Here is a 13,870-nt window from a genome sequence, read left to right as displayed (position 1 = left end):
AAAGCTCATGGCCATCTACGCCACGTGGGTCTGGGATGACGGATACATTTCAACCGCTTCGATCCGGCCGTTACCGCCGACGATGCCTTCGGGCAAATCGCCGGGCTTGAGCACCTGCCAAAGGAGCAGAGCTACAACGACGAGCGCCGCCGCGATGCCGCCCCTGATGAGCCATGTCTTCCGGGACGCCGTCATCACCTGTGTTCTCCGCCTTGATCGTTGCTGTCGTGGACGACTTCGGCGGGACCCCCGCCAAGCGCCGCGTAGAGGGCTATGCCGCTCGCCAGATGAGCGCGGCGCAACTGGATCAGCGCCTGTTCGGTGTCGAAAAGGTCGCGTTGCGCGTCCAGCACTTCCAGATAGGCCGAACGCCCGTTGTCGAACCGCAACCCGGCCAGCCGAGCCCGTTCGCGCAAGGCGTCCAGCGAGCTGCGCGCGGTGTCGATCCGCAACGCCAGTTGCCGGCGCCGGACCAGCGCGTCGGAAACATCACGAAACGCGCCCTGCACGGTCTTTTCATAGCTGGCCACGGCTTCGACCTGCCGCGCTTTCGCCAGATCGAGGTTGCCGGAAAGGCGGCCCGCATTGAACAGCGGCAGGGCGATCGTCGGGGTGAAGCTCCACGCGCGGCTCCCGTCGCCGAACAGCCCGTCGAGATCGGAACTCGCCGTGCCGAAGGCACCCGTCAGGCTGATATTGGGAAAGAACGCCGCCCGCGCCGCGCCGATATCGGCGTTGGCCGCCCGCAATTGATATTCCGCCGCCACGATATCAGGCCGGTTGACCAGAAGGTCGGAGGGCAAGCCCGGCGGAAGGGCGATATCCGGTCCGGTTTCGGCAAGACCGAGGGGCCCAGGCACGATCTCCACGGGCCGCCCGACCAGCAGCGCCAGCGCGTTGCGGTTCACGTCGCGGTCCTGCTCAAGCGCTTGCAGCGCATCCTGCGCCTGCGCCAGCAGCAACTGCGCCTGGGTCATTTCCAGTTTGGAACCTGAACCAACTTCATAGCGGCGACGCATGATCCGCAGCGAGTCCTCGCGCGTGACGATCGTCCGCCGGGCAAGCGCGAGGCGTTCCTCATATTCGCGCTCCAGCAGATAGCCATTGGCGACCTGCGCGATCAGGCCGGTGGCAACGGCGCGCTTCGCCTCTTCCGTCGCCAGATAACGATTGCGCGCGGCGTCGTTCAGGTTGCGCAGACGGCCCCAGAAATCGATTTCCCAGCTCGCGCTCACCTGCGCGGTGACCTGCTTGATGTCATAGCTCTGCGTGCCTGCGCCCGGCAGGCTGATGATGGAACGACCCCGCGTGCCGGTGCCGACGGCGTTGAGTTCGGGATAGAGCGCCGATCCCTCGATACGCCAGGCCGCGCGCGCCTGATCGACGCGGGCCGCGGCGATACGGATATCGCGGTTGTTCTCCAGCGCGGCCGCGATCAGCGCACGCAGATGCTCTTCCCGGAAGAAATCATGCCAACCGATCCGCGCGATGGACGCGCCCAGCGCGGCTGGCGCGGGATAGTCCTGCGGCACCGGCTGGGCCGGCCGGACATTGGGCGGCGCGAAGGAACAGCCGGACAGGAAAGATGGCACGATCATCGCCGCCATGACGGCCCGGAACCCGCATAAACGGCCAGTAATATGAGCGCGGCGAGCCATCTAGTCCGGTTCCATTCTGGTTCAAACAGGCGGTACGCCTATGGGCAAGCACCTCTCCGGACTATTAGTATCTACACTTAGTGGTTTTGATATTGCCCGGTATCACTTGCCGATCAAGCGCGAAAGCTGGAATGAAGCAGCGATGGGCCGCGAGCGATTCATGAAAGATGACGGCGCCGCATCGGGAACCGGCTCGCGTCTGCCTGCCCGCGATCCCAGGGGAGGAAGGCCGCCACAGGAGGTCGCAGCCCGGCTTGGACATCATATCCTCGAGACGGCGCTTGCCCAATTCATCGCCGGCGGCGTCGAGGGTACGAGTATGGAAGCTATCGCCGCCGCCGCACAGACATCGAAGCGAACGCTCTATTCCCGCTTCGGCTCAAAGCTCGCCCTGCTCGTCGCCGCCATGGAACACGGCCTTGCCCGCTATCTCGATCCGATCGCGGCATCGGTCCCTCGAGGAAGCACCCGCAAAAAAATCGCCTATATCGCTCGCAGGATGCTCGACCTGTCGCTTCAAGGCGATGTCGTGGGCATCGAAGCGCTCATCATCTGGCTGGCAAACCACAATCCGGGCATGATGCGGGCACAGCCCGCGATCGGCACCCAGTTCGGCATCGATCTGATGCAGACGATCCTTGCCGAGGCGAGCGAACCGAACAGCGAGGAAGCAGGCGATCTTCCGTTCCTCGCTGCTTTTCTCTTCGACGCGCTGGTCACCGTGCCGCGCCAGCGCATCCTGCAGCGCCATGATCTGCACAACACCACCCGGACAAAGGCTGCCTATATCGAGCGAGCGCTCGACCTCATGGCAAAGGCCATTCCGTTCCTGAACGAAGGGCGCGGTAACCGCCTCACATCCTGAAGCCCTCGCCAAGATAGCGATGCCGGACTTCGGGGTTGTCGAGTACCGCTTCTGGGCCGCCCTCGAACAGCATCCTGCCCTGATCGATGATATAGGCCCGCTCGACCAGTTCGAGCATCTCATGCACATTGTGGTCGGTCAGAAGGATCGCCACGCCTTCTCGCTTGAGCTTTCGCACCATCGCCTTGACGTCGGCGATCGACATGGGATCGATGCCCGCGAACGGTTCATCGAGCAGGATGACCGAGGGCGCTGCCGCCATGGCCCTGGCGATCTCGCAGCGCCTGCGTTCCCCGCCGGACAACCGCTGTGCGGGAACGTCGCGAATGTGGGCGATATTGAACTCGGCAAGAAGTTCATCGAGCCGCGCGGCAGCTACATCGCGATCGGCGATATGCAGTTCGAGCACGGCCGCGATATTCTCCGCAGCCGTCATGCCGCGGAAGATCGATCCTTCCTGGGGAAGATAGCCGAGGCCCAGCTTCGCTCTTCGATCCATGGGAAGCGCGGTGACATCCTGACCGCCAATCTCGATCCTGCCGGCATCCACGCTCATCAGGCCGGCAATCGCATAGAAGCAGAGCGTCTTGCCGGCCCCGTTTGGCCCCAGAAGCCCCACGATTTCGCCTGCCCGCACTTCGAGCGCGACATCGTCAAGCACCTTCCGCTTGCCAAAGGACTTCTCGATCCCGGCGATCGAAAGAACCGTCGGCGCGCGCTCGACTGCGACCGGTCCGATTGACGCGGGCGCAAGCGGCTCGCTCTCCGAACGCGCGGCCGGCGATACGAGTTGGGCATCATGCCCGAGATTTCCGCCAAGGTCCCTCAAAAGCCGGGTCAGTACGCGTCTCCATCCCGGCCGGCCAGCACCAGCGCAACCGCTGCCATCATGGCGATCTCGCGGATCATCCATTCTCCTTCAATTTCCCGCAAAATTGCCCGGGATGACGACCGCCGTACACTGTATCTCCAGGCAATGCATCGCCATCGTGAACTATACCTAGTGGCTTTACGCTCAATGATTGAGGCTCCTTTTTCTCCAGCAGGCCATGGCCGAATATCCCCGCGCCCGCGGTTGCGACTGGCCGTCAGACAGCCGTCCGGTCGCAACCAAGCTCCGTGCGGCTTGCATTCTATCTTACCTATGCAGTACCGTTCGGCATAAGAAGAACCGGGAGGGGCGGCCCAAACATCTGCTGTGGAATCCTGTCGGAGAGACGAGGCACCTTCCAGCGGAACTCGGAGTATATAGTCATGGCCACGTCCCCTCCGCCTTCCGACGATCCGCTGGACGGAATCAGCGAAACGCTCGACCGCACGGCATCGGCGGCCATCGCGCAGACGACTTTCGGCCTTTCGCCGGCCACGCTCCTGCTTGCCATGGCCGATTGGGGGATTCATCTCGCCACGTCGCCGGGCAAACAAATGCAGCTTGGCGCCAAGGCCATCCGCAAGCATGCCCGGCTTTTCGACTATCTGCAGCGCCGCATGGAAGACAGCGAGGCCGAACCGGCCATCGAACCATTGCCGCAGGACCGGCGCTTCGCCGATCCCGCCTGGAAAGAATTACCTTTCAATCTCGTCGCTCAGGCCTTCCTGCTCAACCAGCAATGGTGGCACGCCGCGACGACAGGCATTGGCGGTGTCTCGAAACATCATGAAGACATGGTGGAATTCGCCGCACGGCAGATGCTGGACATGCTCGCGCCGACCAACTTTCTCGCCACCAATCCCGTTCTCCAACACAAGATCGCGGAAACAGGTGGCCAATGCCTGGTCGACGGCTTCCGGCACCTGGTCGAGGACATGCAGCACATGGCGCGCGGCCTGCCGCCGGTCGGCGCCGAAGCCTTTCGCGTGGGCGAAAACGTCGCCACTGCCAAAGGCAAGGTCGTCTACCGCAACAAGCTGATCGAACTGATCCAGTATGAACCGACCACGGACACCGTGCGGCCCGAGCCAATCCTGATCGTGCCCGCGTGGATCATGAAATACTATATTCTCGACCTGTCGCCCGAGAACTCGCTGGTCCGCTGGCTGACGGCGCAAGGCTTCACCGTGTTCATGATTTCGTGGCACAATCCCGGCAGTGCCGACCGTGACCTCGACATGGACGCCTACCGGCACCTCGGACCGATGGCGGCGCTCGATGCGGTGACGGCGATCACCGGCGCGACGGGCATCCATGCCATGGGCTATTGCCTTGGCGGCACGCTGCTTTCCATCGCGGCCGCGGCCATGGCGCGCGACGGAGATGACAGGCTCGCCAGCGTCACACTGCTGGCCGCACAGACGGAATTCAGCGAGCCGGGGGAATTGGGCCTGTTTATCGACGAAGGCCAGCTCAACCTGCTGGAGAACATGATGTGGAGCCGGGGCTATCTGGACAGCAGCCAGATGGGCGGCGCCTTCCAGGTCTTGCGTTCCAACGACCTGGTCTGGTCGCGTGTGCTCGCCACCTACCTGATGGGCGAGCGCGAACCGATGAACGACCTCATGGCCTGGAACGCCGACGGCACACGGATGCCCTATGCCATGCACAGCCAGTATCTGCGCCGCCTGTTCCTCGACGACGACCTGGCCGAAGGAAAATACCGGGTGGATGGGCGAACCATCAACCTTGCCTCCATCCGCAAACCGCTGTTCGTGGTCGGAACCGAGCGCGATCATGTCGCGCCGTGGCATTCCGTCCACAAGATCCACCTGCTGACCGGGGCCGAGATCACTTTCGTCCTGACCAGCGGCGGGCACAATGCCGGCATCGTTTCGGAACCGGGCCACAAGGGCCGCCGCTACCGCGTGTTGACCCGCGAGGTCGACGGCACCTCCTACGATCCCGAAGAATGGGCAAGCCGCGCCGAGCAAAAGCAAGGCTCATGGTGGACGGCGTGGGGAGAATGGCTGGCCGCGCGTTCGGGAGAACCTGGTGCGCCGCCGCCCATGGGCGCAGCGGACAAGGGCTATGCGGCGATCGCCGATGCTCCCGGCCATTATGTGCTGGAGCATTGAGCAATGACTGACGGAACCATGATCGAGAACCGCACCTTCGACGAGATAAAAGTGGGCGATACCGCCAGTATCTCGCGCACGCTGACCGAAGAGGACATCCAGCTTTTCGCGCTCGTGTCCGGCGACGTGAACCCGGCGCATATGGACGCCGACTATGCCGCGACCGACATGTTCCGCCGCGTCATCGCGCACGGACTATGGGGCGGCGGTCTCATCTCCGCCGTGCTGGGCACCGAACTGCCCGGCCCCGGCGCGATCTATCTCAGCCAGTCGCTGCAGTTCACGCGGCCGGTAGGCCTTGGCGACACGATCACGGCGTCGGTGACGGTGGCGGAAAAACGCGCGCACCATGATATCCTGTTCGATTGCCGCTGCGTCAACCAGGACGGCGAGGAAGTCATCAGCGGCCAGGCCGAAGTCAAGGCGCCGGCCGAGAAGGTCCGCCGCCCCCGTGCGGCGCTGCCGGAGGTCAGCCTGCGCGACCATGACGGCTACCGCAAGCTGATCGAGATGACCGCCAATGGCGTGCCGGAACCGACGGCGGTGGCTCATCCCTGCAGCGCGGCCGCCATGCTGGCCGCGATTGAAGCCGCCGAAGCCAATCTCATCATGCCGATCCTGGTCGGGCCGGAAGCGAAGATCCGCAAGGCGGCCGAAGACGCCGGCAAGGACATTTCGCCTTTCCGCATCGTATCCGCCGCCCATAGCCACGAAGCGGCGGCAAAGGCCGTGGACCTGGTGCGCGGCGGCGAAGCGAAGCTGTTGATGAAAGGCTCGCTCCATACCGACGAACTGATGGGCGCCATCGTGCGCTCCGCCACGGGCCTGCGGACCGAACGGCGGATCAGCCATGCCTATATCATGGACGTGCCGGGCCATCCGACGCCGCTCATCATCACGGATGCCGCGATCAACATCGCCCCGACGCTCGATGAAAAGGCGGACATCATCCGCAACGCCATCGACCTTGCCCATGTCATCGGCATCGAGAAGCCGAAAGTGGCGATCCTTTCCGCCGTGGAGACGGTCAATCCCGCGATGCAATCCACGCTGGACGCTGCCGCCCTGTGCAAGATGGCGGATCGCGGGCAGATCACGGGCGGCATTCTGGACGGGCCCCTGGCTTTCGACAACGCGATCAGCGAAGCCGCCGCCAAGGAGAAAGGCATCGTCTCGCTGGTGGCGGGCAAGGCCGAAATCCTCGTCGTGCCCAACCTGGAAGCGGGCAATATGCTGGCCAAGCAGTTGACGTTCCTGGGCGGCGCGGACGCGGCGGGCATCGTGATGGGCGCGCGCGTGCCGATCATCCTCACCAGCCGGGCCGACAGCCTGCGCACCCGCCTCGCCTCCTGCGCGGTCGCGGTGCTGATGGCGCGCGCCGCCACCAAGGCCGCGCCCGGCCTGCCGGGAGCGGCGAGCGCATGAAAGCCGTCGTCGCCATCAACTCCGGTTCGTCCAGCATCAAGTTCTCGCTGTTCACGCTCGATGGCCGGGACGGGCTGACGCTCTCGGCAGGCGGCAAGATCGAGAAGATCGGCATCGCGCCCAGCCTGCGGGCCCGCTCCGCGACGGGGGAAACGCTCATCGAGCGGGACTGGCCGGACGGCGCCGCGCTCAGCCATGCCGACCTGCTTATGGACCTCTTCGCCTGGGCAGGAGACCATCCGCTGGAAGGGCGGGACGTGATCGCCATCGGCCATCGCGTGGTGCATGGCGGCCTGGACTTCGTCACGCCCCGCCTGGTCGATGCCGACCTGCTGGACAGGCTGGAAACGCTGTGCCCCCTCGCCCCGCTGCATCAGCCGCACAACCTCGCGGCGATCCGCGCGATCGCGAAGCTGAAACCCGACCTGCCGCAGGTCGCCTGCTTCGATACGGCCTTCCACCACGACAAGCCGGACGTCGCCTCGCGCCTGGCCATCCCGCGCAAGTTCCACGATCAGGGCATCCGCCGCTACGGCTTTCACGGCCTGTCCTATGAATATGTCGCAATGCGTCTCGCGGAGATCGACCCGGCGCTGGCCGCGGGCCGCGTGGTCGCGGCGCACCTGGGCAACGGGGCCAGCCTCTGCGCCATGCGGGACTGCAGGAGCGTCGATACGACCATGGGCTTCACTGCGCTCGACGGCCTGGTGATGGGCACGCGCTGCGGCACTATCGATCCCGGCGTGATCCTGCACTTTCAGCTCCGCATGGGCATGAGCGCGGCCGATGTGGAGGACATGCTTTACCGGCAGTCCGGCCTGCTCGGCGTGTCCGGCCTGTCGAGCGACATGCGGGCGCTCGCGGCCAGCGATGCGCCGGAAGCGGAAGAAGCCATGGCGCTGTTCGCCTGGCGCGCCGCGCGCGAGACGGCCGCGCTCGCCTCGTCGATGGGCGGGCTGGACGGCATCGTCTTCACCGCCGGGATCGGAGAGAACGACGCCGCGATGCGCCAGCGTATCTGCGCACGCCTCGCATGGCTGGGCGTGGAACTCGACGAACAGGCGAACGCTGCCGGCGCCCCGCTTGTCAGCACGCCCGGCAGCCATGTCGCGGTGCGCGTCATTCCCACCGACGAGGAACGGATGATCGCGCTCCACACCTTGCACGTGCTGGGGGAGAATCCATCATGAGGCGCGCGATAAGCCTTGCCACCATCGCGCTTGCCGTCCCTGCCGCGGCTCATGCCGCATCGCCCGTCGAAATCCTGATCAGCGATGCCGGGCAGGAGGACGAAACCGGCGCTGTCCTAGTCGATCTGCGCCTGCTCAATGACAGCGGCGATCCGCAGGGCATGGCCCTTCCGGACCGCATCGAAGCGCAGGTGGAGCAGAGCGGCGTCTCTCGCACCGCCTGGCTGGAGCGCATGGCGACGACGCCTCCAAACCCGATCATTCCACCTGGCGGTTTCACGCGCGCGACCTACCGGCTTGCGCGGAGGACCAATCTGTCGCTGGAAGGCGCCGCGATCTCCGTTCCCGCATGGGGCACGCGGCAGATCACGCTGGCATTGCGGCCCGCGGACCGAGGGGCGCAAATAGCCACGAACACCTCCGCGCAATCCGGGCCTCCCAACGCGCCGGGGTTGGAAAACAAGGCTGTGCCGCCTCCCTCGGACCGGTCGGCGGGCAACGCCTTTTTCGCCAACCTGTCGGCCTATGAACCGATCTATGCTGTCTATGGTCCGGGCACCGACAGCGCCGCACGCATCCAGATCAGCTTCAAATATCAGATTTTCGGAACGAGACGCGCCCAGGGCTTGCCACTTTCCTGGCGCGACGGACTGCATTTTGCCTATACCCAGCGCATGTTCTGGGATCTTGGCGCGGATTCCTCGCCGTTTCGTAACATCGACTATCAGCCGGAACTCTTCTACCTGACCCCTTCAGCTACGTTGACACGCGGCATCTCGCTGAGCGCACAGGGCGGCTTTCGCCATGAATCCAACGGTCGCTCCGGTCTCGATTCCCGCAGCCTCAACACGCTCTATGTGGCGCCGATGGCCGCCTTCCCGCTCGGCGGCGGCTATCGCCTGTCGGTAGCTCCGCGCTTCTCCCTCCTTGTCGGCGACAAATCCGACAATCCCGATATCCGCCGCTACAGAGGCAATAGCTCGCTCTTCCTGGAAGTCGGGAAAGATGACGGCCTACGCCTTACGACATCCACGCGGTTCAGCGTCTCCAGCGGCAAAGGCGCACTCGCCGCCGATTTTTCCTATCCGCTCTCGCGGCTATTGGGCGGGGGACCCGACTTCTATCTCTTCGGCCAGAGCTTCATCGGCTATGGCGAGAATCTGCTCGACTATGATCGCCATACGACCCGTTTTCGTCTGGGCGTGGCACTGGTGCGTTGAAACCCGCCTTCATGCACATCACGCACTTGAGCGACGCCTCCTGCGACATCAGCGCTTCCTGCTCGACTTGAGGTTGCACTCTGGCAATAGTCGACACGCTCACAGCAAAAGTTCCGAGTCACCAAGAAGGAGCCCTTCACATGCCGTCACAATCGAGGCGCTATTCCAGCCCCTATGGTATGGCCGACCCGGCATTGGAGACCAGTTGGGGCTGGGTCCTGGCTTATGGGCTGCTCGTGATCCTGATCGGCGTTTTTGCGCTCCTCAACCCAATCGCGACGGGCTTCGCGACAGGTGTTTTCCTTGCCGTGGCGCTCCTCATATACGGAATACTGGCTATCGCGGCCGGGTTGTCCTCGCTCTCCCGGCGCGCACGCTGGATCGAGATCCTCCTCGGCGTGCTGAGCCTCGTCGCGGCCGCCATCACTTTCTTCAATCCCTTCGCCGGGGCCTTGACGCTCGTCGCGCTGATCGGCGCCTGGTTGCTCATCATCGGCGTTTTCGAAATCGTCGGCGCATTCCAGTCTGCGCATGACCGGGGCTGGCGCCTGCTACTCGGCGTTCTCGACACTGTTCTGGGCGGTCTCCTCCTGTTCAGCGATCCCGCGACCGGACTTGCCTTCCTGGCATTGGCGGTCGGCCTGAGCTTCCTGCTGCGAGGAACCTTCCTCATCATCCTCGCCATGGGTCTGCGCCGCATCGGTAAGCTATAGACTTAGTGCGGCAAGGGTGCCCTGCCCCGAACAACAAAGGAAACGCCAGGATGATCGGAGGATACAAACCGCTTTCGGTCTTGCTCATCCTGGCGGCAACGGTCGGAAATGCTCCGGCATCGAGCATTTCCGGGACTATCTGGCGCAACCCTGCAAACAGTGTGCATATCCGCGCGCAACCGTGCGACGACAGGATGTGCGGTGTCGTCGTCTGGGCTAACGACAAGGCGAAAGCCGATGCGCGCAAGGGCAGCCCGGATCCTCTGGTGGGCGCACAGCTGTTTCGTGATTTCGAGCAGGAGCAGCCCGGCGTGTGGCGCGGCCGCGTTTTCGTGCCCGATATCGGCCGGACCTTCACCGGGCGCGTCACGGTACTCGACAGCAACAGGCTCGAGGCGAACGGCTGCCTCGTCGGGCGCATCGGGTGCCGGTCGCAGATCTGGACGCGCGTCGAGAAGTAGACGCATGGATTGACAGGCTGAAAGACACCTCTCCCATCCGGCTCGCTGACCCTGCGCAAATGCGATAACGCCGAAGGCGAAATGACCGCGTGCCTGATTCTCTTCCTGATCGTCCTTGGTATCAACCTGTTGCCCGCGTTCGGTCCCCCGACATGGTCGATCATCGTTCTCTATGGCCTGACGACCGATCTGCCTGTCGCCTTGATCGTGTTCATTGGCGCGCTCGCGGCCGCTCTTGGACGTTTGCTGCTTGCCTGGGGCTTTCGATTTCTCAAGGACTATTTGCCCGCGAAACAAAAGCGCAACCTCGAAGCAGCGAAAAAAGTCGTCGAGGACCGACCGAAAAGCGCGATTTTCGGGCTCGCGTTGTTCGCGCTCTCTCCGCTTCCCTCGGCGCAACTGTTCGAAGCGGCCGGCCTTGCGGGTATCAGGCTGGGGAAGTTCACAGCAGCGTTTTTCGTCGGGCGTCTCGTCTCCTATTCGATCTATGCCGCGACAGCAGGCGTGATCCGCAAATCGAGCCTGGGTGACGTCTTTACCGAGCGCCTCACCAGTCCGTGGGGCATCGCGATGCAGATCGGCATGATCATCCTGCTTGCTGCGCTCGCCCAGATCGACTGGAGCAGATTTCTGCGCTCCGACAACGATCCGCGCTCAAGCGCATGATCTCAAGGAAACAGGTCCCCGTCGCAGACGGTCCATTCGTCGGCAACACGCAAAATTGAAGACGGCGCCGAAAGCCTGCTTGGGTCAAAGCTGCGATTCCAGCGGCAGAAGGCCAATGGCCTGTGCGGTTAGTCTGCGCCAGAACGAGGCTTCCGGTTCCCGGTCGTATCGGACGGGCACGCCGTTCCGGCTCCCGGCCCATGCCACGTCGCCATCCGACGTCAGACAGACCTCATAGCTGCGGGAGGGCGCGGTATCGCGCTGCCAGATGGCAGCCATCTTCCGGGCCAGGGCCTCGGACTCGAAGAGGACGCCCATTTCCGTGTTGAGGGAAGCCGAACGAGGATCCAGGTTCATCGAGCCGATGAACCCCATATGCCCGTCGGCAGTGAAAGCCTTGGTGTGCAGGCTTGCCCGGCTCGATCCTCGCAGGGAAAAGTCCCGCTCCTGATGCTCGGGGCGCAATTCCCAGAGCTTGATCCCTGCCTCGAGCAGCGGAACACGGTAGCGCGCATAACCGCCATGGACCGCGGCGACATCGGTTGCCGCAAGAGAATTGGTCAGGACCGAGACCGAAACCCCCTTTGCCGCAATCGCGGCGAGCGCCGCCGTGCCTTCCTCGCCGGGGATGAAATAGGGCGAAGTGATTTCAAGCCTTTCCCGCGCCGCATCGAAGACCGGCAGCAGGTCGTGCATCAGCCAGTTCTTGCCCTCCTTGCCCAGCACCTTGCGCGGCGGATCGGCGATCACGCGGGCGGCGCGAGTCCAGTCGGGCCGCGTGGTCTCGGGATCGAGAAGCGAGAGCCGTTTGGCGATGCGCTCCAGATAGGGGCGCGCGGCAGCCTCATTGGCAGCGTTGCTCAATTCGGCGGCGATCCGCGTCAGCGCCGCGCCAGGATCTTTCAAGGGCGAAAGCCTATCGACCGGCAACGCCAGGCCGCTGTTCCAGTAATCGTCGAAGATCTTCTCCGTCTGGGCGACGGCTGGCCCCATCACCAGCACGTCCATGTCGCGGAAATTGGTTTGCGTCGCGGCATCGAAATAGGCGTCGCCGATATTGCGCCCGCCAAGGATGGCAACGCGGCCATCAGCGATCCAGGCCTTGTTGTGCATGCGCCGGGTCACGCTGAAGGCGCGCAGCATCATTTCGATGCCGCGCCGCAAGCCGCCCTGCCGCGCCCGGGTCGGGTTGAAGATACGGATCTCGATATGCGGATGATGCGCCATGGCGATCATCGCATCAGATGTATGGCTGGTGCCGATGTCGTCGATCAGGATCCGCACCCTGACGCCGCGATCGGCCGCGGACAGGGCCTCGGCCAGAAGAAGGCGGCCGGTCAGATCGTCGTGCCAGATGTAATACATCAGATCGAGCGAGCGCTCGACCTTGCGCGCCGACAATCCACGTGCCGCGAAGGCGTCGAGATTCTCGTCCAGCAAAAGCAGGCCGCTCTCACCGGGGTGCGCATCCGTCGTGGCGCCGATACGCTGATCGAGCGGCGTCCGGCCGCGTTCGATCGACAGTGCGTAGGAAGGCTCCCCCTGCGCGCGACTGGCGAACAGGCCGTAGACCCAAGTCGCGAGCATCGACGCCGCGACGAAGCCCAGGCAGGCAAGGATGACGATCCGGATCAGACGGCAGCATCCGCCTGCGGCTGCTGGCGCACGAGCAGGACATCGCAATCGAGACGGCTGAGCAGCGCCCGCGCCGTGCTGCCGAGCACCGCCACCGTCAGGGCCGATCGACCGTGCGTTCCGATCACGGCCAGGTCGGTTTCGCTCAGCTTCACATGATTGCGGACAACCTCGCAAACCTCGCCATAGTCGACATTGATATCCAGCCTGTCGCGTGCGTCGGCGGGCAGATCGGTCCTGTCCAGAAAGGCATCCAGATCATAGGCTATCCTGGCCTGCAGCGCAGCTGCCGGCCCTTCCCGGCCCCGAAGTGCCTCCAGCGGCACGTGATAGGCGTGAACGAGAGTGATCTCGGCAGCGGGGAATGCGGCCATGGCCGTGCGAAGCGCCTGGGCCGAGCAGCCGGAGAAATCGGTTGCGACCAAGACCCGGCGATAGTGGTGCTGGGTCTTTTCCTTCACGATAAGCACCGGCGCATGAGCATGGCGTATCATGCGCTCCACGGTCGTGCCGATCAGGAAATCCCCGATATCGTCATGGCGCGAGATGCCGGTCACGATGAGATCCGCCCCGCATGCGGTTGACGCTTCCAGCACCGCCTGCGAGACGGCGCCGGTGGCGAGGCGTGTCTCGACCGGAATATCCGGGTCCGCCACCTCCGCCCGCAAGCGGGCATGAAGGCGACTCTCGGCGGCCTGCAGTCCGTCGAGCATGTCTGCGGGATCGGGATCCCTCTGAACGTGGAGAAGAACCAGATGTGCGCGCCACTCGCTCGCCAGCTGTATCGCGCGGTCGCGGGCTCGGTCGCAGCGACCGCTAAAATCGGTTGGAAACAGAATCGTTCGCGGGGTCATATCGACGCAACATATCAGCAGTGGTCCGCCAACCAAGGAACGTGTCGCCGTGTATTTGCAGGACGGACAGAAATGTTCTTCGGCAAGGATTCGCTGGCCGTCGCGAAGCAGACCGATATTATGGCCTGATCAGAAGAGGATGGATAAAATCACAACACCAGACATCATATTGCG

General features: G+C 63.9%; 14 protein-coding genes. 9 read left to right on the top strand and 5 right to left on the bottom strand.

Annotated elements, in window-relative coordinates; genetic code table 11:
- Nucleotides 1–15 precede the first annotated feature (15 nt).
- Both SAMIE_RS06625 and SAMIE_RS06620 read right to left on the bottom strand, forming a co-directional pair.
- Nucleotides 16–195, bottom strand: a complete 180-nt coding sequence (locus tag SAMIE_RS06625) for a hypothetical protein (RefSeq protein ID WP_126516761.1) — start codon at nt 193–195, stop codon at nt 16–18.
- On the bottom strand, nt 195–1,607 hold the full coding sequence (locus SAMIE_RS06620; RefSeq protein WP_232037389.1) for an efflux transporter outer membrane subunit: 1,413 nt from the start codon (nt 1,605–1,607) through the stop codon (nt 195–197). Before SAMIE_RS06620 ends, SAMIE_RS06625 begins: the two co-directional genes overlap by 1 nt.
- A 211-nt stretch (nt 1,608–1,818) precedes the next feature.
- On the opposite strand from SAMIE_RS06620, the gene SAMIE_RS06615 reads away from it, so the two are divergent.
- Entirely contained in the window at nt 1,819–2,523 is a 705-nt protein-coding gene (locus SAMIE_RS06615) for a TetR/AcrR family transcriptional regulator (protein WP_081873244.1), read from the top strand.
- Here the strand turns inward: SAMIE_RS06615 and lptB are convergent.
- Complete coding sequence (gene lptB / locus SAMIE_RS06610; RefSeq protein ID WP_047169120.1) at nt 2,513–3,262, bottom strand: LPS export ABC transporter ATP-binding protein; 750 nt, start codon at nt 3,260–3,262, stop codon at nt 2,513–2,515. The genes SAMIE_RS06615 and lptB overlap by 11 nt on opposite strands.
- A gap of 515 nt (nt 3,263–3,777) precedes the next feature.
- On the opposite strand from lptB, the gene SAMIE_RS06605 reads away from it, so the two are divergent.
- The 7 genes from SAMIE_RS06605 (at nt 3,778) to SAMIE_RS06575 (ending at nt 11,207) form a co-directional block, all read left to right on the top strand.
- On the top strand, nt 3,778–5,532 hold the full coding sequence (locus tag SAMIE_RS06605) for a PHA/PHB synthase family protein (protein WP_030090402.1): 1,755 nt from the start codon (nt 3,778–3,780) through the stop codon (nt 5,530–5,532).
- Between the two features lie 3 nt (nt 5,533–5,535).
- Entirely contained in the window at nt 5,536–6,957 is a 1,422-nt protein-coding gene (locus tag SAMIE_RS06600) for a bifunctional enoyl-CoA hydratase/phosphate acetyltransferase (RefSeq protein ID WP_030090401.1), read from the top strand.
- Nucleotides 6,954–8,147 carry an acetate/propionate family kinase gene (locus SAMIE_RS06595; RefSeq protein ID WP_030090400.1) on the top strand — a complete coding sequence of 398 codons (1,194 nt, stop codon included), beginning with the start codon at nt 6,954–6,956 and terminating at the stop codon, nt 8,145–8,147. Before SAMIE_RS06600 ends, SAMIE_RS06595 begins: the two co-directional genes overlap by 4 nt.
- On the top strand, nt 8,144–9,367 hold the full coding sequence (locus tag SAMIE_RS06590; protein WP_030090399.1) for a phospholipase A: 1,224 nt from the start codon (nt 8,144–8,146) through the stop codon (nt 9,365–9,367). Before SAMIE_RS06595 ends, SAMIE_RS06590 begins: the two co-directional genes overlap by 4 nt.
- Before the next feature lie 140 nt (nt 9,368–9,507).
- Nucleotides 9,508–10,080 (top strand): HdeD family acid-resistance protein, encoded by a 573-nt coding sequence (locus SAMIE_RS06585; RefSeq protein WP_021246274.1) that lies wholly within the window; start codon nt 9,508–9,510, stop codon nt 10,078–10,080.
- Nucleotides 10,081–10,130: 50 nt separating this feature from the next.
- On the top strand, nt 10,131–10,541 hold the full coding sequence (locus SAMIE_RS06580; protein WP_021246273.1) for a DUF2147 domain-containing protein: 411 nt from the start codon (nt 10,131–10,133) through the stop codon (nt 10,539–10,541).
- A 129-nt stretch (nt 10,542–10,670) separates the two neighbouring features.
- Nucleotides 10,671–11,207, top strand: a complete 537-nt coding sequence (locus tag SAMIE_RS06575; protein WP_232037388.1) for a hypothetical protein — start codon at nt 10,671–10,673, stop codon at nt 11,205–11,207.
- A gap of 84 nt (nt 11,208–11,291) precedes the next feature.
- Here the strand turns inward: SAMIE_RS06575 and SAMIE_RS06570 are convergent, their stop codons facing one another.
- Together SAMIE_RS06570 and SAMIE_RS06565 are read right to left on the bottom strand one after the other, a co-directional pair.
- Complete coding sequence (locus tag SAMIE_RS06570) at nt 11,292–12,794, bottom strand: phospholipase D family protein (protein WP_051743722.1); 1,503 nt, start codon at nt 12,792–12,794, stop codon at nt 11,292–11,294.
- 44 nt (nt 12,795–12,838) lie between these two features.
- Nucleotides 12,839–13,696 carry a universal stress protein gene (locus SAMIE_RS06565; RefSeq protein WP_021690797.1) on the bottom strand — a complete coding sequence of 286 codons (858 nt, stop codon included), beginning with the start codon at nt 13,694–13,696 and terminating at the stop codon, nt 12,839–12,841.
- On the opposite strand from SAMIE_RS06565, the gene SAMIE_RS23755 reads away from it, so the two are divergent.
- Entirely contained in the window at nt 13,583–13,825 is a 243-nt protein-coding gene (locus SAMIE_RS23755) for a hypothetical protein (protein ID WP_162180676.1), read from the top strand. The two genes, SAMIE_RS06565 and SAMIE_RS23755, sit on opposite strands and share 114 nt — an antisense overlap.
- The last annotated feature ends 45 nt before the right edge of the window (nt 13,826–13,870 follow it).

This window comes from Sphingobium amiense, from assembly GCF_003967075.1.
Taxonomy (GTDB): domain Bacteria; phylum Pseudomonadota; class Alphaproteobacteria; order Sphingomonadales; family Sphingomonadaceae; genus Sphingobium; species Sphingobium amiense.
Note: the sequence above shows the minus strand (reverse complement) of the source record. Positions and strands in the feature narration are given on the sequence as shown.